Here is an 18848-nt window from a genome sequence, read left to right on the forward strand (position 1 = left end):
CCCCGGCCGGGAACGGCCGCCCCCACCCCGGCTGCCGCCCTCACCCCCCGCCACGGCCCACCACGAGGGAGACCGGCGCACGCACCGGCACCGGGGGCAGGCGCAGCGGGCGCAGGCCCGGGGTGAGCGAACCGAGCACGCGCGGGCCGCGCGCTCCGGTGCACTCGGGGGCGTTGCCGGGGAGGCCGTGGAGGGTGAGGAAGCCGAGGACGGCGAAGGCGTACGCCTCCTTCTCGGCGGAGGGCAGTCCGATCGCCCCGGAGTCCAGCAGGGCCGTTCCGGCGGCCAGTTCCTCGCGCAGCATCGCCATGAGGACGGGGTTGCGGGTGCCGCCGCCGGAGGCGACGACCTCGGTGGCGCCGAGCGCGCACAGCGCGTCGGCGACGGTGCGGGCGGTGAGCCGGGTGAGGGTGGCGAGGAGGTCGGGCGCCGTGAGGGAGCCGAAGCCGTCCAGGGCCGTGCGCAGGTAGCCCGGGTGGAACAGTTCCTTGCCCGTCGTCTTGGGGGCGGGCAGCCGGTAGTACGGCTCGTCGAGCAGTCGCCGCAGGAGCGGGGCGTGGACCCGGCCGGAGGCGGCGAGCGCCCCGTCCTCGTCGTAGCGGGCGCGTCCGGCGGTCGCCGCGTGGACGGCGGCGTCCATCAGGGCGTTGCCGGGGCCGGTGTCGAAGGCGACCGGCGGGCCCGCCGCGGGGAGGGCGGTGAGGTTGGCGATGCCGCCGATGTTCAGGGCCGTGGGGACTCCGGGACGGCCGCGCAGCAGCATCGTGTCGATCAGGCTGACGAGCGGGGCGCCCTGGCCTCCGGCGGCGACGTCACCGGGGCGGAAGTCGGAGACGACCGGGCATCCGGTGGCTTCGGCGATCCAGGCGGGCCGGCCGAGCTGGAGGGTGCCGTGAACCCGGCCCCCGGAGGCCCAGTGGTAGACGGTCTGGCCGTGGGATGCGATCAACTCGGCTCCCCCTCCGCACAGTTCGCGGTCGCCGCGGACCGCGAGGGCGGCGAAGGCCTGTCCGATGCGCGTGTCCAGGCGGCACACGTCGGCCAGGGTGGTCGGCGAGGGCGGCAGAGCCGCGGCGAGGTCGCGGCGCAGGGCGTCGTCGTACGGGGCGCTGACCATGCCGAGCGGCTCCAGACGCAGGGCGTCGCCGTCGAGCGTGAGTTCCGCGGCGGCGGCGTCGACGGCGTCGTGGGAGGTGCCCGACATCAGGCCGACGACCTTCACCGCAGCGGCCCGAGGTGGTCGTCGCCGCGCAGGGTCGCCAGGGCCGCCGCGCTGAGGGCGCAGGCGCCGGCGGCGTAGTACGCGGGGATGTCGGTGGATCCGGTGAGGCCGGTCAGGGTGGTGATGACGAGGCCCGCACAGCCGGCGAAGACCGCGTTGGCGAGGGCGTACGCCACTCCCAGCCCGGTGCACCGGACGCGTGCGGGGAACATCTCCGCGAGCATGGCGGGCCCGGGCCCGGCGAGCAGGCCGACCGTCGCACCCGCGCAGACCAGGGCGGCCGCCTTGGCGGGTGTGGAGGTGCCGGGGTCCTGGAGCAGGTGGAGCAGGGGCAGGGCGAACAGGGCGACGGCGAGGGCGCCGCAGAGCATGACGGGGCGGCGGCCGATCCGGTCGCTGAGCGTTCCGGCGGGGAGGATCGACGCGGCGAAGCCGAGGTTGGCGAACGTGGTGGCGATCAGGGCCTCCTGGAAGGACGCGCCGAGCGTGGACTGGAGGTAGGAGGGCAGGACGACGAGGAAGGTGTAGCCGGCCGCCGACCAGCCGGTGATCCGGCCGATGCCGAGGACGACGGCGCGGGCCGTCGCCCCGGCGGTGGGCCGAACCGCGCCGTCGGGGGCGCCGGTACCGGGGGCGGCCGCCGTCGCTCTCCCGGGCGGTTCGACGAGTCCGGTGCGCAGCCACAGGGCGGCCAGCCCGAGCGGCAGGGCGAGCAGGAACGGGACGCGCCAGCCCCAGTCGTGCAGGGCGGCCGGGGAGAGGACCGTGGCCAGCAGCGCGGCCGTTCCGGCACCGGCGAGCAGCCCGAGCGCGACGGTGAACGACTGCCAGGCGCCGTAGCGCCCGCGCCGCCCGGCCGGCGCGGATTCGGTCATCAGGGCCACGGCGCCGCCGAACTCCCCTCCGGCGGACAGGCCCTGGAGGGCGCGGAGCAGGGTGAGCAGCCAGGGCGCGGCGGCACCGGCCGTCGCCTGGGTCGGGAGGAGTCCGATCAGGGTGGTGGCGCACGTCATCAGGCAGATCACGAGGACCAGGACGGGACGGCGGCCGATGCGGTCGCCGAGCCGGCCGAACAGCAGGGCGCCTGCGGGACGGAAGAAGAACGCCAGCGCGAAGGACGCGTACGTGGCGATCAGCGGCCCGGAACCGCCCGTGCCCGCGCCGGCCGCGGGGGTGAAGAAGTGGGCGGCGATGACCGTGGCGAAGCAGCCGTACACGCCGAACTCGTACCACTCGACGAAATTGCCGACCGAGCCCGCGAGCAGCGCCCTGCGCGGGCGGGTGGCGGCGGGCGGCGCGGGGCTCGCTACGGAGGGGGTCACCCGTGCTGGCTGCCCGTTCCGGGCGGCTGGGATGCCGGGCGGCGCCCGGGTTCAGCAGTTCGGCCCCGGTGCACCGGCGCCCGTACCCGGTGGGCCGGTCCGCACCCGGTGGCCGGTCCTCCGGTCCGGGCCGGGCCGCCGCGGCGCGCCGCGCGTACGCGGTCGGCCACCGGTACGCGTTCACCGCCCTCGCCCAGCGCCAGGCCGACCCGGGCCGTGCGGGTGTCGTCCCGGGCCACCGCCCGCGCCGCCAGCCCGTCGGCGCGCAGGGCGTCCAGGATCAGCGGGAGGTCCGCGTCGTGTGCGACGCCCTCGTCGCCCGTCACCACCGCGACCTCGACGGCCCGCACCGCCCGCTCCCCTCCGCGTGCGCCGGACGGCTTCCGACGCGCCCCGCGATCACACGAAGAGCGGACGGCAGCGGTCAGGCGCCCGTCCGCCACACCGTGGTGGCGTTGCAGAACTCGCGGATGCCGTGCCCCGACAGCTCGCGTCCGTACCCGGAGCGCTTGACGCCGCCGAAGGGCAGTGCGGGGTGGGAGGCGGTCATGCCGTTGACGAAGACGCCGCCGGCCTGGATGTCGCGGACGCAGGCCTCCACGTCCGCCTCGCTGGAGGTCCAGACGCTGGAGCTCAGGCCGAAGGGGGTGTGGTTGGCGCGTTCGATCGCCTCCTCCAGGCTGCCCGCGCGGTAGAGCGTGGCGACCGGCCCGAACGCCTCCTCCTGGTCGATGCGCATGGCCGCGGTGACGTCGGCGAGGATCGTGGGCTCGTGGAACCAGCCGGCGTCCCGGCCCCGGGGACGGCCGCCCCCGCACAGGACGGTGGCGCCCCGTCGTACGGCGTCCTCGACCAGCTCCTCCAGGTCGGCGCGGCCCTGCTCGGTGGCGAGCGGTCCGACGTCGGTGGCCTCGTCCATCGGGTCGCCCACGGTGAGCGCGGCCATGGCCGCGGTGAACCCGGCGGCGAACTCGTCGTACACGTCGGTGTGCACGATGAACCGCTTCGAGGCGATGCAGGACTGGCCGTTGTTCTGCACGCGGGCGGTGACGGCGGTCTTGACGGCCCGGGCGACGTCCGCGGACGGCAGCACGACGAAGGGGTCGCTGCCGCCCAGTTCCAGGACGGTCTTCTTGATCTCGTCACCGGCCACGGAGGCGACCGCCCGGCCGGCCGGCTCGCTGCCCGTCAGCGTCGCGGCTGCGACTCGGCCGTCCCGCAGGACCCGCTCCACGCCGTCGGAGCCGATCAGGAGGGTCTGGAAGCAGCCGCGGGGGAATCCGGCCCGGTGGAACAGCTCACCCAGGTAGAGCGCCGTCTGGGGGACGTTGGAGGCGTGCTTGAGGAGGCCCGTGTTCCCCGCCATCAGCGCGGGCGCGGCGAACCGTACGACCTGCCAGAGCGGGAAGTTCCACGGCATGACGGCGAGGACCACCCCGAGCGGCCGGTAGCGGACCAGTACGGAGTCGGCCCCGGAGTCGCGGACGTCGCTCTCGGCGGGGTGCTCGTCGGCGAGCAGCGACTCGGCGTGCGCGGCGTACCAGCGCATGGCCTTCACGCACTTGGCGGCTTCGGCACGGGCCGCCGCGAGGGGTTTGCCCATCTCGGTGGTCATGGTCCGCGCGATGTCCTCGTTGTCCGCCTCCAGGAGGTCGGCGGCCGCGAGCAGGAGTGCGGACCGCTCGGCGAAGCGGGTGGTGCGGTAGTCGGCGAACGCCGCGGCGGCCTCGGCGAGACACTGTTCGACCTCGTCCGGGCCTTGGGCCTGAAAGGTGCGCAGGGTCTCGCCGGTGGCGGGGTTCACGGTGGCGATGGGCATGACTCGGTTCCTCCCTGGGGGCGGGCTCGCCTCCCGACCCTCCCCCGGTGGCCGCACGCCCGCAACGCGAGCGCGGTGCGCCCCCGTGGGGGACTCCCCCGGGTTCGGCGCCGGCGTCCGGTCAGGAGGGGTCGTGCAACAGCTCGGGGCCGTTGTTGCGGACGTCGTTGACGGCGGTGGAGACCGCGCGCACGTCCAGGCGGCCCGCGGCCGGGGTGCCGAGCAGGGCGCGGAGCTCGTCCGGGTCCTGGTGCGTGGGGTCGAGCCAGGCCTCGTAGTCGGCCGGTGCGATGGCGAGCGGCATGCGGGGGTGGACGCGGCCGGCCGCGTCGGCGGCCTCGGTGGTGATGATCGTGCAGGTGGTCCACCAGGCCGCCGGATCGTCGTCGTCCGCCACCGTCTTGTCGCGCCAGAACTCGTAGAGGCCCGCCATGGCCAGCACGGATCCGTCCTCGGGCGCGATGAAGTACGGCTGCTTGTACGCCTTGGCCGTGTCCGTCGCCGGGACGGGCTCCCATTCGTAGAAGCCGTCGGCGGGGAGCAGGCAGCGGCGTTTGGCGAAGGCGCGGCGGTAGGCGGGCTTCTCGTGCACGGTCTCCGCCCGCGCGTTGATCATCTTGGCGCCGGTGTCGGGGCGCTTCGCCCAGGAGGGCACCAGTCCCCAGCGCAGCGGCCGCAGTCCCCGCTCCACGACGCCGCTCTCGCGGTCGGGGCGCCCCAGGACGGCCCACACCGGGTCGGTCGGGGCGACGTTCCAGCTGGGCGCCAGGGTTTCCGAGGGGTCCCGACGGGTGACCCCGAACAGGTCGGCGAGGTCGCCCGGGGCCCGGGTGGAGGCGTATCGGCCGCACATGCCCTCCACTGTCCCACGGGGCGCGGCCCGGGACCGTCGGAACGCGGAAGCCGGGGTCGTATACGCGGCCGTACGGGTTTCCCGCGTGCAGAGCGCTCCGGACGGGGAAGGGGCTCGGTGACCGGTCCGGCCCGATCACCGGGCCGCCGGAGAGAGGACGGACACCGTGACACGACCGAGGATTCTCGTGGTGGGCGCCGGCTTCGCCGGAGTGGAGTGCGTCCGCAGGCTGGAGCGCCGGCTGACACCGGAGGAGGCGGACATCTCCCTGGTCACGCCGACCTCGTACCAGCTGTACCTGCCGCTGCTGCCACAGGTGGCGTCCGGCGTGCTGACGCCGCAGTCCATCGCCGTCTCGCTGCGGCGCAGCAGCCGGCACCGCACCCGGATCGTGCCCGGGGGCGCGATCGGCGTGGATCCGGTGGCGAAGGTCTGTGTCATCCGCACGATCACCGGCGAGGTGACCGAGCGGGGGTACGACCACTTGGTGCTGGCGCCCGGCAGCGTCACCCGTACGTTCGACATCCCCGGGCTCGTCGAGCACGCGCGGGGCATGAAGACCCTCGCCGAAGCCGCCTACCTGCGCGACCACGTCATCGCGCAGCTGGACCTGGCCGACGCCAGTGAGGACGAGGCGGAGCGGGCCGCGCGGCTCCGCTTCATCGTGGTCGGCGGCGGGTACGCCGGCACGGAGACCGCCGCGTGCCTGCAGCGGCTGACCACCCACGCGGTGAAGCGCTACCCGCGCCTCGACCCCCGGCAGATCCGCTGGCACCTGCTGGACCTGGCTCCGAAGCTGATGCCCGAGCTCGGCGACTCGCTCGGGAAAGCCGCCCTGGAGATCCTGCGGCGGCGCGGGATCGAGGTGTCCCTCGGGGTGAGCGTCGCGAAGGCGGGCGCCGACGAGGTGACCCTGACGGACGGGCGGGTGCTGCCGAGCCGGACGCTGATCTGGACGGCCGGAGTCGCCGCGAGCCCGCTGGTGGCGACCCTGGACGCGGAGACCGAGCGGGGGCGCCTGGTGGTGACCCCCGAGCTGACCGTGCCGGGGGCTCCCGGGGTCTTCGCGCTCGGCGACGCGGCCGCAGTACCGGACCTCGCGTCGGGGAAGGACGGCGCGATCTGCCCGCCGACGGCGCAGCACGCGCTGCGGCAGGGGCGCACGCTCGCCGACAACCTGATCGCGACGCTGCGCCGACAGCCGCTGCGGCCGTACTCCCACCGGGACCTGGGGCTCGTCGTCGACCTCGGCGGCACCGACGCGGTGTCCAAGCCGCTCGGCATCCCGCTGCGCGGGCTTCCGGCGCAGGCGGTGGCCCGCGGGTACCACTGGTCGGCGCTGCGGACGAACGTGGCCAAGACCAGGGTCCTGACGAACTGGATGCTGAACGCGGTGGCCGGGGACGACTTCGTCCGTACCGGTTTCCAGCGGACCCGGCCGCCGAGCCTGCGGGAGTTCGAGTACACGGACTCCTACCTCACTCCCGCCGAGGTCCGGGCCCACACGGCGGCTCTTCGGTCGTCCGCGGGATGAGGGTGCGGCCCGGCCCCCCCCGGGGGGGGGGGGGGCCCGGGGGCCCCCGGGGCAGCGGTGAAGCCGGTGTTGCCCACCGCCCGGTTCCAAGGTCATATAAAAAAAAGAACCAGCCGAACGAGGTTGATCGGGATGTGCACCGGGATCTGTACCACGTTGCCCGAGAGGACACCCGGCGAGCCGACGGCGATGCCCTCGGCGACGGAGTCCGCCGAGGCCGCGGACGCACCGCCCAGGACCACGAGGCCGGCTGCCAGGGCGAGACCCGCACTCTTCCAAACACGCGACACGTGACTTCTCCTCGCTACTGCCGTGGCGGTGCCGCAGCACCGCACGGCCCCGGTAGGGGCCGACACCGTACCTTCGGCGGCCGGGGCGGTCCGGGCGGGGACCCGGCGGCCCGTTTCCCCCGAACGAATGCCGACGGCTCCCCTGTTCGGCGGCAGTGGGCGTGCCGGGGACGGTGCCGGGTCCCGTAGGCTCGACGGATGGCGAAGTACTTCGACGTGCACCCCGACAACCCCCAGCAGCGCACCATCGGCGGCGTGGCTGACCTCATCCGATCCGGCGCGCTCATCGCGTACCCGACGGACTCCTGTTTCGCGCTGGGCTGCGGCCTCGGCAACCGGGACGGCATCAACCGGATCCGGTCCATCCGGAACCTCGACGACCGTCACCACTTCACCCTGGTGTGCCAGAACTTCGCGCAGCTGGGCCAGTTCGTGAACTTCGACAACGACGTCTTCCGCGCGATCAAGGCGGCGACGCCCGGGAGCTACACCTTCATCCTCCCGGCGACGAAGGAGGTGCCGCGCCAGCTGCTGCACCCCAAGAAGAAGACGGTCGGCGTCCGGATCCCGGACCACGTCGTCACGCAGGCCCTGCTCGCGGAACTCGGCGAGCCGCTGCTCTCCAGCACCCTGCTGCTGCCCGACGAGGACGAGCCCCTGACCCAGGGATGGGAGATCAAGGAACGGCTCGACCACGTGGTGGACGCCGTCGTCGACTCCGGTGAGTGCGGCACGCAGCCCACCACGGTCGTCGACTTCTCCAGCGGCGAGGCGGAGATCGTGCGGCGCGGAGCCGGCGACCCGTCCCGGTTCGAGTAGCCGGAACCGGGCCCGGACCGGACCCGCTCCATGGCCGGTTCGAGGCCGGTTCAGGGCCGGTTCAGGGCCGGTTCAGGTAGTGGGCAGCAGTCGGGCCGGAGCGGGCGGCGGGTACGCCCGGCGGGCGTCCGCGCCGGCCAGGGCGCTGCCCGCGAGCCAGCTGCGCCAGTCCATGTTCCAGTCCCCGAAGCCGTTGGCGAAGGGGTCCATCTCCTCGCCCCCGCTGTTGACCACCTCGACGATGTCGCCCTCGCGGACCGTGTGGAAGAACCAGGCGGCGTCCTGCGTGCTCATGCCCGTGCAGCCGTGGCTCACGTTCTCCTCGCCCTGTGCCTCGACCGACCAGGGCGCGGCGTGCACGTACTCCCCGCTCCAGGTCACCCGGGTCGCGTAGAGGACGGGGAGGTCGTAGAACTCCTTGGTGCCGCGCTTGATGCCGATGGAGTCCCCGCGCATGCGGACCTTGTACTCCTTGCGCAGCACGACCTTGATGCCGCTGCGGGTCAGGAAGCCGGGCTTGCCCGTCGTGACGGGGATCGTCCGGACGACCCGCCCGTTGCGGCGCACCGTCATCTCGTGGGCCGCGGCGTCCGTGACGGCCTCGATCCGGTCCCCGACGGTGAACGTGAGACCTTCGGAGGGGCCCCCGTGGAGGTCGTCACCGACCCGGACCCCGTCCAGCCCGCTGCGGACGCTGACGACTGCGTGGGCGGGCCAGTACGTACGGGGCCGGAAGTGCAGGGTCGATTCGTCGACCCAGTGCCAGGCCCCTTCGACCTGCGGCTCGGACGTCACCTGGAGCGCCTGTTCCAGCCGGGCACGGGCCGGGACGTCACCGGCGGGCACCGGGTGGCTGAGGGCGGCGGTCACGATCTGCCCGGCGCCGTACGTTCCCGGGCGGGGTCCGAAGGCGGCCGTCAGCCGGCCCCCGTCGGCGGGCGGCGCGGTCCGGAAGTGCAGGGTCGCGGCGACGGGCGTCCCGGCCGCGTCCTGCGCGCCGACCCGCAGGGTGTAGAACTCCCCGGCGCGCAGCGGCTCGGTGTTCAGCCAGCGCCGGCCCTCCTGGGTCAGCTCCCCCGCGAGGTGGCGGCCTCGGCCGTCCCGTACGGTCACGTCGGTGAGCAGCCCCTGGTCCGCGAGGCCGATCTCCAGCGGCGCTCCGGCGTCGGTGGGCAGCGCGTCCGCCCGGGCCGCGCGGGCGGCGTCACCGAGCGGCGGACGGCGCAGCACGGAGGCCGCCCCGGCGGCGGTGGCCAGCACCCGCTGCTCCCGCCAGCGCTTGCACAGCGCGGGCCGGAACGTGTGCACGGTGCACCATCCGTCGGCGTCCCGGCTCCCGTCGTCGAGCGCCCTGCCGACCAGCAGGGTGACCGCCGCCTCCGAATGTGGGGCGCCGGGGGCTCCGTCCGCGGTGTCCGGGCCGGGGGCCCGGCCCGGGGCCGCCGCGACGAGCAGCATGACCCCCGTGGCGGCGGCCGCGCCCCAGGCCCGGGTGCGGCGCGGCCGCGCCGGCCGGCCCGGTTCCTCCGGCCTCCCCGGCTCTTGTGCCCGCCCCGTCCCAGCCCGTTGCGTTCCTTGCGTTCCTTGCGTTCGTGACATGGCCACGCAGCACTCCCAGATCTCACCCGGCCGGATGGCAGCATCAAAACGATCGGGAGCCAAAATGATGATCATGAACTCGGCCTTGCGGCCGAACGGGCCCGCCAAGTGAACTCGTACGGAGCACACCGACACCCGAGCCGTCCGCACGGGCCCCCACAGCGCCAGCCGGACCGACGCGACCCGACCCGCGGGAACCCGATCACCGGCCGACGCGTCGTAAGCGGCGATCGATGCGGATGAACGGAGGCGGACATGCGGGGGGTGCGGGGCACGTGGGGCGGATGGTCCTGGGCGAGGGGGCGGGTGCTCGCCGCGTCCGCCGTGGTGACGGCCGGACTGCTGGCGTTCCACTGCGCCGTGCCGAACGCCGTGGGCCGCCCCGGCAGCCTGCTGGAGGCGTTCCTGCCCTGGCTCGGGGCGGTGGTCGTGGTGCTGGCCGGACTCGCCCTGTGGCGCCGCTCGGCGACCGCGGCCGTGGCCGTGGCGCTGCCGGCGGCCGTGTGGGCGTACCTCTTCGGCGGGCTGCTGCTTCCGGCGGACCGGGCGGAGGGCGACCTCGTCGCGGTCCAGCACAACGTCAGCGACGAGAACCCCGACCCCGCGGGTACGGCGCGGGCCCTGGCCGCGGCGTCGCCCGAGCTGATCGCCCTGGAGGAGCTGACTCCCGCCGCTCTGCCGGTCTACGCCTCGGTTCTGGCGGCCGATTACCCCCACCACGCGGTCGAGGGCACCGTCGGACTCTGGTCGAGGTACCCGCTGACGGACGTACGGCGCCTCGACATCCGGCCGCGGGGCATCGGCGAGGGCTGGAACCGGGGGCTGCGGTCCACGGTCCGCACGCCGCACGGCGACATCGCGGTGTACGTGGCCCACCTCCCGTCGGTCCGCCTCGGGGTGCGCGGCTTCGGCTCCGGGCCCCGGGACGAGAGCGCCGGGCTGCTGGGCGCGGCCGTCGCGGCCGAGAGGCTGGAGACCGTGGTCCTGCTCGGCGACCTGAACGGCACGGTGGACGACCGCGGGCTCGCCCCGGTCACCTCGCGGATGGGCGCCCCGCGCCGGGGTCTCGCCTTCAGCTGGCCCGCCGCGTTCCCCGTCGCGCGCATCGACCAGGTCCTGGCCCGCGCGGCGACCGTGCGCGACGTCCGGACCCTGCCGGCCACGGGCAGCGACCACTTGCCGGTCGCCGCCCGCCTCCGGATCGGCCGCCCGTGACCGCGCTCCGTTCCCGGCGACGCGGCGCATCCGGCGGCGCGGTCACACCGCGCGGCGCATGCAGACGCGCGGCCACCGGTCGAGGCCGTGCGCCGATTCCTGCGCGCGGATCCGCCGCAGCCCCGGGGTGAGCTCGTCCTCAGCCAGTGGCCGGAACCCGCAGCGGGCGTAGTACGGGGCGTTCCAGGGGACGTCCGTGAACGTGGTCGGGGTCAGGGCGGGCACCCCTTCGGCGCGGGCCCGCCCGGCGAGGTCGTCCAGCAGCGAGCGGCCCACGCCCCGGCGGGCGTACGCCGGGTGCACCGACACCTGCTCGACGTGCAGGCACCCGTCCACGCGATCGGCGATCAGGTACGCGGCGGGCAGTCCGCTCCCGCCGACGGCGACCCGGGCCAGGCCGGCCTGCTCGTAGCGGGCGAGTTCCCCGAGGGGCAGCGGGTCGTCGTCGGCGACCTCCGGCATGCCGACGTCCCGGAAGCAGAGGCCGGCGGCCCGCTCGATGTCCTGGAGGAGGGGCAACTCGTCGCCGCGTACCGCTCGCACGCGCATGGGCGTTCTCCCGGAGGTCGGTTCGGGTCCGCGGCCGGCCCGGCGGACGGCGGTCACCTCGATTCCCTCGTAAGGTACCGGGGGTGAACCGACACATACCTTTCGAACGGCTCCACAACTTCCGTGACCTGGGCGGCTATCCGACCATGGACGGCCGAACGGTGCGGTGGGGGCTGCTCTTCCGGTCGGACTCGCTCGGCAACCTGGAGGGCGCCGACTGGGACCGCTTCCTCGGCCTGGGGATCGAGAACGTCATCGATCTGCGCTACCCGTGGGAGATCGAGGCCAAGGGCCGGGTGCCCCGGCATCCGTCCTTCGCGTACCACAACCTCAGCGTCGAGCACCGGCCGTACGACCAGGCCGCGCTCGGCCCCGACGTGGAACCGGGCCCCTACCTCGCCGAGCGCTACGCGGAGGTCGCCCACGACGGCGTCGCCGAACTCCGCCTGGCCTTGGAGGTACTGGCGTACCAGGACGGCCCCGCGGTCTTCCACTGCGCGTCCGGGAAGGACCGCACCGGACTGCTGGCCGCTCTGGTGCTGGCCCTGTTGGGGGTCTCCGAGCAGGACATCGTGGACGACTTCGCGCTCACCGGGCTCGCCACCGACCGGCTCCTCGACGACTGGCGGACCGGCCACCCGGGCCGCACCCGTGTCTGGCCCGGGTACGGCCGCGCGCCCGCCGAGGTGATGAGCCTGTTCCTCGCGGCCCTCGCCGCGGAGCACGGCTCCGTCCACGCCTACGCGGCGAACCTGCTCGGCGCAGACGCCACCCTCGTCGAGGCGCTGCGCGTCCGGCTGCTCGAACCCGCCGCCGGGGTTCCCCCGCACGGGGGTCACCCGGAGCACTGAGCACCACCCGGCGGGGCTTCCCCGCCGGCCGGGAGCGGGCGGGAGCGGGTGCGGGGCCTCGTACGGGGCCCCGCACCCGCTCGCGCGGCGGCGAACCACCCCCGCGCCGCCGGGCCGGCACGGCATACTCGGGGCATGGCTGACACCACCGCGGTCGAGCTCGACACCGACGTCCACGACCGGCTCGCCGCGCTGGCCGCGGCACGCGGCCTGAGTCTGCCGGACTACCTCGGCGAACTGGCGGCGGCCCAGGAGCACGAGGCCGGACCGGCCCGCGCCGCACGCGCGTTCGAGCGAGCGGTCGAACGGCCCGGATTCCGAGAGGGGTTCGCCCGCGACTTCGGCCCCGGCGGCGCGGGCACCCCCTAGACGAGTCATTCCTCATGCTGACGGTGTATCCGGTGAGGCCGCTTCAGTTGGCACGCAAGCGAGGGGGTTGGCCTGCTGGGTCTCTGTGTTCTGGGCTTTCGCGCGGAAAGTGGACTGCCTCTCGCGACATGCCTAGCTGGCGGCTGGCCCGGCGGGCAAACTGCACACATGCAGCTCCCCGCCGAAGCCGTTGCCGCCACCGTGCTGATCGAGGTCGTAAGGATCTCCGCCCTCCCGACTGAACAGGGCGTCCCGTACCCCGGCAGGGCGGTCGCCCACTGGGCCGGGATAGAGGCCGCCGACGCTCTGACCTTGATCGACAACCTGCCCGGCAGCGAACAGCACCGCTGCGGCTTCTCACCGGGCTGGAGCATCCGGGCTTACGAGGATTCTCTTGATCTGGCGCTGTTCGAGGCGGCGTTCTGTTTCAGGTGCCACGAGGTCCGCATGCACGGCACGGCCGTGCCACCTTCGATGGCCACGCAGTTCTTCGACGCGGACACCCCGCCAGCCCAGGCTCTCCTGGCCCTCTTCCGCGCGGCGGCTCCTTAGCCCGCCGACCGGATGCACGGGCTCGCGCAGCCCTCGGGGCGTTGTCTTTCCAAGAATCACTGCAGTCAGAGGCTTTCGAGCTGAGCGATCCAGCTGGCCAGCCGGAGCACTCCGCATCCGGGAACGCAGACAGGGCGCCCAAGATCGCTTTGTGGCGAACTACCTGGCCCGGCTGACCGCACTGTACGTGAAGATCGACAATGAGATCGGAGGCACCCGATGGCTGGGTCGGCCGCCGCGGCTGACGGACTCCGAGCTGGTCACCCTCGCCGTCGCGCAGGCACTGCTGGGCTGCACCCCGGAGTCGCGGTGGCTGCGGTTCGTGGACTCACGCCTGGGTGCGATGTGCCCGTACGTGCCCAGGCAGCCAGGGTGGAACAAGCGGCTTCGGGCAGCGTTGCCGCTCGTCAAGAAGGCGATACGGCTGCTGGCGACCGATACGGACTTCTGGTTCGACAGCCAGTGGATCGTCGACTCCACTCCGGTGGAGTGCGGTCGTTCCCGTCCGACGGTGAAGCGGTCGTACATGGCCGGCTGGGACGGATACGGGTGCTGTGCCAGCCACAGCCGGTTCGTCTGGGGCCTGCGCCTGTTCCTGGTATGCACCCCGACCGGATGCCGATCCTTTGGGCGTTGGCGAACCCGAAGATCGACGAGCACGAGGTATCCCTGATCGCCTACGACCACTGATCACATCGGAATGACTCGCCTAGGATCCCTCCCCGTACTTCATCGCCGGCCTCGCCCTCCGCCTCATGCGGCGCTTCCACCCCCACGCCGTCCTGTGGGTCGTCGTCGGCGTCCGGTTCCTGCTCGCACAGGACTACGTGCCCGGCCGGATGATCTCCCGCCTCGGCCACGCCGTCACCGACCGCACGCCCGCCTGGCCGGCCCCCGTGATCATCGCGCTCGGCCTCCTGGTCAATCCACCCTGTCGGCCACCGCGCCGGTGTCCGACGGCGCGGCCCCGTTTCCCGGTATCGCGGGGAAGGCGGGCCCGGGGCGGGCCGGGTCAGGGCATTTCGTCGGGGTCGCAGCTCGCCCGGCGCAGGCCGATCGCGCGGAGGGCCCGCATCAGGGCCTCGGAGTCCCCCACGCGCACGATGTGGACGGCTCCGTCGGCGGCGAGGGCGGACACCTCCGGAGGCACGCCCGCGGAGTGCCGCAGCACCACCCCGCCCGGGGGGTCCAGGGCGCGCACCCCGCGGAACACCTCCAGGACGTCCGGAGCCGCGTCGAGGCTGTGGAGCCCGGCCGGCAGGGACATGACCGTGATGTCGGGCAGGAGCACCCGGGCGTGCGCGAGGGCGACGACGGGGTCGTGGGCGTGGGACACGACGCGGAAGTGCGGGTTGCGCTGGATGCCCGAGCGCAGCAGTTCCAGTTGCTCGCCCTCGGGAACGCCGACCACCAGGACCGTCATCATCTCCCCCATCCTGCGTCCCCGCGCGCCCGGGGGCGACCGGGGGCGCCGGGCGGGCCGGCCGACCGGCTGTGACCGCGGCGCGCGCCCGGTGTGCGGGGTCAGCCCGCGGGCTGACCGACCGCCGCGGAGGGCCGTACCGGAGCGGGAACCGGGGCCTGTGCCGGGTCCGGAGCCTGCGCCGGTTCCGGGGCCCGGCGGGCCGCCAGCAGACGGGAGCGGCTCTCCGTCCAGGTCGTCAGCGTGCGCACCAGGGCGGCGCGCACCTCTTCGCGGCCGAGCGCGGGCCCGCAGGGGGCCAGGCCGAGCGAGGAGGCGAAGGGCAGCTCGCGCCCGAAGGCCAGGAACATCTCCGTGCGGTGGTGGAGGCGGGCCCGCGACGTGGACGGGAGCAGCAGCATCCGGTGCGCCGCACCCACCGAGACCGGGCGGGGCGCGGACGGCCGGACCAGCCCCCGGTCGGCCGCGAAGTCGAGGCAGGCCTCGACGGCCTCCCGTACGGTCGGTGCCTGCGGGCCCGCGGTGAGCCAGAACTCCCCCGTGGTCACCCCGCCGCGGATCAGGGCGGCCGCGGCGCGGGCGACGTGGTCCTGCGGGACCAGGTCGACGGGGGCGTCCGGGTCGCCGGGCAGGACGGGGATCCGGCCGAGGGCGAGGGCGCCCAGGACGGCGGCGATGCCGCCGGTTCCGGCGGAGCGGCCGGTCCGGGAGTCGCCCAGCAGCACCGAGGGCCGCAGGACGACGCCGGGCACCGCGGCCTCGCGCACCGCCCGTTCGGCGGCCCGCTTGGACTCCAGGTAGGCGGCGGCGCCGGGGAAGAGCTCGCGGTCGCGGGGGTGCAGCTCACCTGCGGCGTGGGCGGTGCTCACGTAGTAGACCGGCGCGCCGGCGCACACGGCGAGGTCGAGCACGCGCCGGGTGCCCGACACGTTCGTACGCCGGATCTCGCCGGGTGACATGCGCCAGTCGCTCTCCGCGGCGCAGTGCAGGACCCCGTCGAGGCGGGCGACCAGTTCCTCCCGTACCGCGGGAGCCAGCCCCATCCCGGGGGCGAGCAGGTCGCCGTTGATCTCGCGGACCCGTGGGTCGCAGACCGGGTTGCGACGCCGCAGGCAGACGAGGTCGTGGTCGTCGGCCAGCTCGTCGATCAGGGCCTGGCCGAGCACGCCCGCACCCCCCGTGAGCAGGAGCGTCGGGCGCGGCGCGGGGCGCGTGCGGGCGGGGGGCAGGGTCATGGGTGGTCCTTTCGCCGGGGTGCGGTCGGTCCGTGGCGGGTGCGGCGGGCGGGGCCGGGCGTGCGCCGCGGCGGTGTCACGGCACGGTCGGACGGTCACTTCTTGATCACGTCTGACAGCCCAACGACCGGTTTCCGTCCGCGTCGCGGAAGTGATCACATGAACAGCCCTTTGGAGTAAGCACATTGCGTCGCCGTCCGGTGCCACCGCCCTGCGGGACTCGGCCCTCCCGGGCGTCGCCCGGCGACCCGATCCGACGGCGGGGCAGACCCGGACGGACCACAACAGACCGGCGGACGAATGCCGGTGGCGCGCGCCGCCCCGACCCGGCCGCGCGCGACGGGCGCGGTGCGCCGCACGCAGGCGTCCGCGGTCCGGCACCTCCACGACGACCCCGCGGTGTGGTCGAGCCCTGGCCGCACCGGGTCGAACTCGGCGCCGTGCCCTCCTCCGTGTTCAACGGGACACCGGCCCGCGGCACTGCTTCGCCCACTCCCCGGCCCGCACGGCACGGGGCCGGTGATGTCCGCGGAGCCGGGCTGGCTGCCGCTCGACGGAGTCCTCGAACTCGACCGCGGGCCCGCCTTCGCCCCGCGGGTACTCCAGGCCCGCCGGCCCGAGCACGCGGGGCTCTCGTGCCGACGCACCACGAATCAACTCAGCGGTGGGTCAGGAGCCTGCTCATCGACCCCACCCAGCTCTCGACAACCAGCAGGTGTCACACGGGGTTTCCCTCTCGGAGGGCATGACCGTCACCTGCATGCGTGTGAAGCCGGACGCCTGGCGGCGGCCGTCCGGACCGAACCCAGACCGACGTTATCCGAAATCGTTTTCATTTCAAATAACGGGTGGGCTGTGCGGCCGCCGGAGCTGGCCCTATGCTCGGAAGAAGGGGCTGCTGCGACCCGTGGAGGGCGGCTGTCATGACCGAGGCGAACGAAGCGGACCGGGCCGATCTGGCCCTCAAGGCCAAGCACCGCGCCATGTGGGCCCTCGGCGACTATCCGTCCGTGGCCACACACGTCATCCCGCAGCTCGGATCCGTGCTCGTCGACGAGTGCGGCGTGCGGTCCGGCGACCGGGTGCTGGACGTCGCCGCGGGCACCGGCAACGCCGCCGTGCCGGCCGCCCTGGCCGGGGCCGACGTGGTGGCGTCCGACCTCACCCCCGAGCTGCTGGAGATCGGCCGCGCACTCGCCGCCGAACGCGGCGCCGAGCTGGAGTGGCGGGAGGCGGACGCCGAGGCCCTGCCGTTCGCCGACGGCGAGTTCGACACCGTGATGTCCTGCGTCGGCGTCATGTTCGCGCCGCACCACCAGGCCGCCGCCGACGAGCTGCTCCGGGTGTGCCGCACCGGCGGAACCGTGGGACTGCTCAGCTGGACTCCGGAGGGGTTCGTCGGCCGGATGTTCGCCACGATGAAGCCCTACGCTCCCCCGCCGCCGCCCGGGGCCCAGCCGCCGCCGCTCTGGGGGGACGAGGAGCACGTCCACGCGCTGCTCGGCGACCGCGTCGCCGACGTCGTCGCGCAGCGCCGGACGGTCCGCGTGGACCACTTCGCGCAGCCCGCGGAGTTCCGCGAGTTCTTCAAGGCCTGCTACGGGCCGACCATCGCCGTGTACCGGAGCCTCGAAGGCGATCCCGACCGGGCGGCCGCGCTGGACGACGCCCTCGACGGACTCGCCCGCGAGCACCTGACGGACGGCGCGATGGACTGGGAGTACCTGCTGCTGACGGCCCACCGCCGCTGACCGCGGGCGGCGCCCGGCGTCACCCCGGGGAGGGACGGGCCTCGGGGTGCGCGTCCCACCAGACCGTGTGGAAGGCGTTGTTCTCCACGTCGGCCACGTCGGGTCTTGTCCGTGGCTCACGCCCGAGGCGGGGCGCTCCTCGACCAACCGCGCGCTTCACCCTCGTCGATCAGCCGGCGTCCGGCCTCCCACAGAGCGGAAGAGGCGTCCCCGATCACCGCTTTCCGTGCGCGGACGTCGTCGGCTGTCACGCCGGGGGTGCGCCATGTGCCGCCGCGCGCCATCCAGTTGAGGAGGAGTGGCTGCAGCCGGTCCATGGCCTTGGCGAACCGTGCTTCCGGGGTGCGGCGTTCCTCGAACTCGTCCCACAGGGCCCGCAGCCGCTGAGCCTGGTCGGGCGGTAGCAGGGTGAAGAGCTCATCGGCCGCGACGGCCTCCCGCTCCTGCTGGCCGACGCCCGCGGCGCCGTCGTACAGAGGGGTGTCACCGGCGTAGATCTCCACGAGGTCGTGCAGCAGGAGGAGCTGGATGGTGTGCCCCACGTCGATCGGCTCGTCGGAGTGCTCGGCGAGGACCACGACCATCATCGCCACGTGCCACGAGTGCTCCGCGTCGTTCTCGCGACGGTCCGCCGCGACGAGCGGGGACTGCCGGAGGACGGTTTTGAGCTGGTCCACCTCCACCAGGAAGGTGAACTGGGATCGCAGCCTCGCGTCGAGCCCGTCGGGGAACGGCGTCTTCTCGGCGAGCGGGCTCCGGTTCCGGCGTTCTTCGTTCATGCCCTCATCGTGGCACGCACGGCCGCTCAGGCCCGGCGTTCGGGGGCGACCAGTGCGGTCAGCCCGTAGTCCAGCTCCGAGCCGTCGACGAGCAGGGCCTCCACCGTGCGCGTACGCGGATCGATGTCGGCCTCCATGCCCTGGCCGCGGTAGCGGGGGTACCCCGAGGCGCCCGTCTCGCCCGTGGCCTCGACCACGGCGGACCGCAGGGCCTTGGCCGCCGGTTCGGCGCCTCGCAGGTTCTCGATGTGTCCGGGTACCAGCAGGATCTCGAAGCGCTGCGGCTCAGTGGTCATGCACCGACGCTAGACATCCTCCGTGCGGGCAGGCAAGGACCGCCGCGCCCTCGGCCGCGTCACCGACCTGCCCGCACGCCGAAGAGCCTCCTGTCCCTGACGAGGGACGGGAGGCTCTGGGGTGTGCGGTGTGCCGTGCCCGCCTGGACGGCCTCGCGGCCGGCGCACGCCTGCGCAGGGTTCGGACCCGTGGATCCGGGTGGGACAAGCCGGGGCCCCGTGGGCACTCGCGCAGGCGTCGGAGGCCCCGGCTCGCAGAGGGGACTACGTCAGCTGCCGGCGGAGAGGTTGCCCGAGAGGACCGGGATGTTGCTGAGGATGTGCGAGAGCGGCTCGTCACCCTTGGCCTGGGTGGAGTTCTCGGTGCACT

Annotated in this window: 20 protein-coding genes and 1 pseudogene; 8 read left to right on the top strand and 13 right to left on the bottom strand. The window is 74.2% G+C overall.

All coding sequences use genetic code 11. From position 1 onward, the window contains the following. Nucleotides 1–40: 40 nt before the first annotated feature. The 5 genes from ACFWW8_RS25390 to ACFWW8_RS25410 all read right to left on the bottom strand — a co-directional run bounded on the left by ACFWW8_RS25390 (nt 41) and on the right by ACFWW8_RS25410 (nt 5216). The gene (locus ACFWW8_RS25390) at nt 41–1222 is read right to left on the bottom strand and encodes an anhydro-N-acetylmuramic acid kinase (RefSeq protein WP_386531582.1); all 1182 of its coding nucleotides are present in this window, start codon (nt 1220–1222) and stop codon (nt 41–43) included. Then, a complete protein-coding gene (locus ACFWW8_RS25395) occupies nt 1219–2544 on the bottom strand; it encodes an MFS transporter (RefSeq protein ID WP_386531584.1) in 1326 nt (441 codons plus the stop codon). Before ACFWW8_RS25395 ends, ACFWW8_RS25390 begins: the two co-directional genes overlap by 4 nt. Further along, on the bottom strand, nt 2541–2894 hold the full coding sequence (locus ACFWW8_RS25400) for a hypothetical protein (RefSeq protein WP_386531586.1): 354 nt from the start codon (nt 2892–2894) through the stop codon (nt 2541–2543). Before ACFWW8_RS25400 ends, ACFWW8_RS25395 begins: the two co-directional genes overlap by 4 nt. A gap of 74 nt (nt 2895–2968) precedes the next feature. Next, the gene (locus ACFWW8_RS25405) at nt 2969–4363 is read right to left on the bottom strand and encodes an NADP-dependent succinic semialdehyde dehydrogenase (protein ID WP_386531588.1); all 1395 of its coding nucleotides are present in this window, start codon (nt 4361–4363) and stop codon (nt 2969–2971) included. A gap of 121 nt (nt 4364–4484) precedes the next feature. Further along, a complete protein-coding gene (locus ACFWW8_RS25410) occupies nt 4485–5216 on the bottom strand; it encodes an SOS response-associated peptidase (RefSeq protein WP_386531590.1) in 732 nt (243 codons plus the stop codon). Nucleotides 5217–5382: 166 nt separating this feature from the next. Between ACFWW8_RS25410 and ACFWW8_RS25415 the strand changes: the two genes are divergently transcribed. Further along, nucleotides 5383–6750 carry an NAD(P)/FAD-dependent oxidoreductase gene (locus ACFWW8_RS25415; RefSeq protein WP_386531592.1) on the top strand — a complete coding sequence of 456 codons (1368 nt, stop codon included), beginning with the start codon at nt 5383–5385 and terminating at the stop codon, nt 6748–6750. A 92-nt stretch (nt 6751–6842) separates the two neighbouring features. Here ACFWW8_RS25415 and ACFWW8_RS25420 read toward each other — a convergent pair whose 3' ends face one another. Beyond that, nucleotides 6843–7040, bottom strand: coding sequence for a chaplin (locus ACFWW8_RS25420; protein ID WP_386531594.1), 198 nt, complete (start codon nt 7038–7040; stop codon nt 6843–6845). A gap of 198 nt (nt 7041–7238) precedes the next feature. On the opposite strand from ACFWW8_RS25420, the gene ACFWW8_RS25425 reads away from it, so the two are divergent. Further along, a complete protein-coding gene (locus tag ACFWW8_RS25425) occupies nt 7239–7859 on the top strand; it encodes an L-threonylcarbamoyladenylate synthase (protein WP_386531596.1) in 621 nt (206 codons plus the stop codon). A 72-nt stretch (nt 7860–7931) separates the two neighbouring features. On the opposite strand, the gene ACFWW8_RS25430 is transcribed toward ACFWW8_RS25425, so the two are convergent. Then, nucleotides 7932–9317, bottom strand: coding sequence for an Ig-like domain-containing protein (locus ACFWW8_RS25430; protein WP_386531598.1), 1386 nt, complete (start codon nt 9315–9317; stop codon nt 7932–7934). A gap of 396 nt (nt 9318–9713) precedes the next feature. On the opposite strand from ACFWW8_RS25430, the gene ACFWW8_RS25435 reads away from it, so the two are divergent. Then, nucleotides 9714–10673, top strand: a complete 960-nt coding sequence (locus ACFWW8_RS25435; RefSeq protein ID WP_386531600.1) for an endonuclease/exonuclease/phosphatase family protein — start codon at nt 9714–9716, stop codon at nt 10671–10673. Nucleotides 10674–10715: 42 nt separating this feature from the next. Here the strand turns inward: ACFWW8_RS25435 and ACFWW8_RS25440 are convergent, their stop codons facing one another. Next, nucleotides 10716–11222 carry a GNAT family N-acetyltransferase gene (locus ACFWW8_RS25440; RefSeq protein WP_386531602.1) on the bottom strand — a complete coding sequence of 169 codons (507 nt, stop codon included), beginning with the start codon at nt 11220–11222 and terminating at the stop codon, nt 10716–10718. Between the two features lie 83 nt (nt 11223–11305). On the opposite strand from ACFWW8_RS25440, the gene ACFWW8_RS25445 reads away from it, so the two are divergent. From ACFWW8_RS25445 to ACFWW8_RS25460, 4 genes are all read left to right on the top strand, one after another. Next, nucleotides 11306–12073, top strand: coding sequence for a tyrosine-protein phosphatase (locus ACFWW8_RS25445; protein ID WP_386531604.1), 768 nt, complete (start codon nt 11306–11308; stop codon nt 12071–12073). 135 nt (nt 12074–12208) lie between these two features. Next, nucleotides 12209–12442, top strand: a complete 234-nt coding sequence (locus ACFWW8_RS25450; protein WP_386531606.1) for an antitoxin MazE7 — start codon at nt 12209–12211, stop codon at nt 12440–12442. A 168-nt stretch (nt 12443–12610) separates the two neighbouring features. Then, entirely contained in the window at nt 12611–12994 is a 384-nt protein-coding gene (locus ACFWW8_RS25455) for a hypothetical protein (RefSeq protein WP_386531608.1), read from the top strand. Nucleotides 12995–13145: 151 nt separating this feature from the next. Continuing rightward, nucleotides 13146–13667 (top strand): hypothetical protein, encoded by a 522-nt coding sequence (locus tag ACFWW8_RS25460; protein WP_386531610.1) that lies wholly within the window; start codon nt 13146–13148, stop codon nt 13665–13667. Nucleotides 13668–14006: 339 nt separating this feature from the next. Here ACFWW8_RS25460 and ACFWW8_RS25465 read toward each other — a convergent pair whose 3' ends face one another. Beyond that, a complete protein-coding gene (locus ACFWW8_RS25465) occupies nt 14007–14429 on the bottom strand; it encodes a hypothetical protein (protein ID WP_386531611.1) in 423 nt (140 codons plus the stop codon). A gap of 89 nt (nt 14430–14518) precedes the next feature. Further along, entirely contained in the window at nt 14519–15652 is a 1134-nt protein-coding gene (locus tag ACFWW8_RS25470; RefSeq protein WP_386531613.1) for an SDR family oxidoreductase, read from the bottom strand. 923 nt (nt 15653–16575) lie between these two features. On the opposite strand from ACFWW8_RS25470, the gene ACFWW8_RS25475 reads away from it, so the two are divergent. Then, nucleotides 16576–17403: a class I SAM-dependent methyltransferase gene (locus tag ACFWW8_RS25475; protein WP_386531615.1), complete on the top strand. Its 828-nt coding sequence runs from the start codon at nt 16576–16578 to the stop codon at nt 17401–17403. Between the two features lie 116 nt (nt 17404–17519). Here the strand turns inward: ACFWW8_RS25475 and ACFWW8_RS25480 are convergent, their stop codons facing one another. The 3 genes and pseudogenes from ACFWW8_RS25480 to ACFWW8_RS25490 all read right to left on the bottom strand — a co-directional run. Next, on the bottom strand, nt 17520–18182 hold the full coding sequence (locus ACFWW8_RS25480) for an HD family hydrolase (protein WP_386531617.1): 663 nt from the start codon (nt 18180–18182) through the stop codon (nt 17520–17522). Nucleotides 18183–18208: 26 nt separating this feature from the next. Then, nucleotides 18209–18478 carry a hypothetical protein gene (locus ACFWW8_RS25485; protein ID WP_386531618.1) on the bottom strand — a complete coding sequence of 90 codons (270 nt, stop codon included), beginning with the start codon at nt 18476–18478 and terminating at the stop codon, nt 18209–18211. 269 nt (nt 18479–18747) lie between these two features. Beyond that, nucleotides 18748–18848 (bottom strand): annotated as a pseudogene (locus ACFWW8_RS25490) (RdlA protein); the annotation flags it as partial.

Source organism: Streptomyces sp. NPDC058701, assembly GCF_042715295.1.
In the GTDB taxonomy this organism is placed as follows: Bacteria; Actinomycetota; Actinomycetes; order Streptomycetales; family Streptomycetaceae; genus Streptomyces.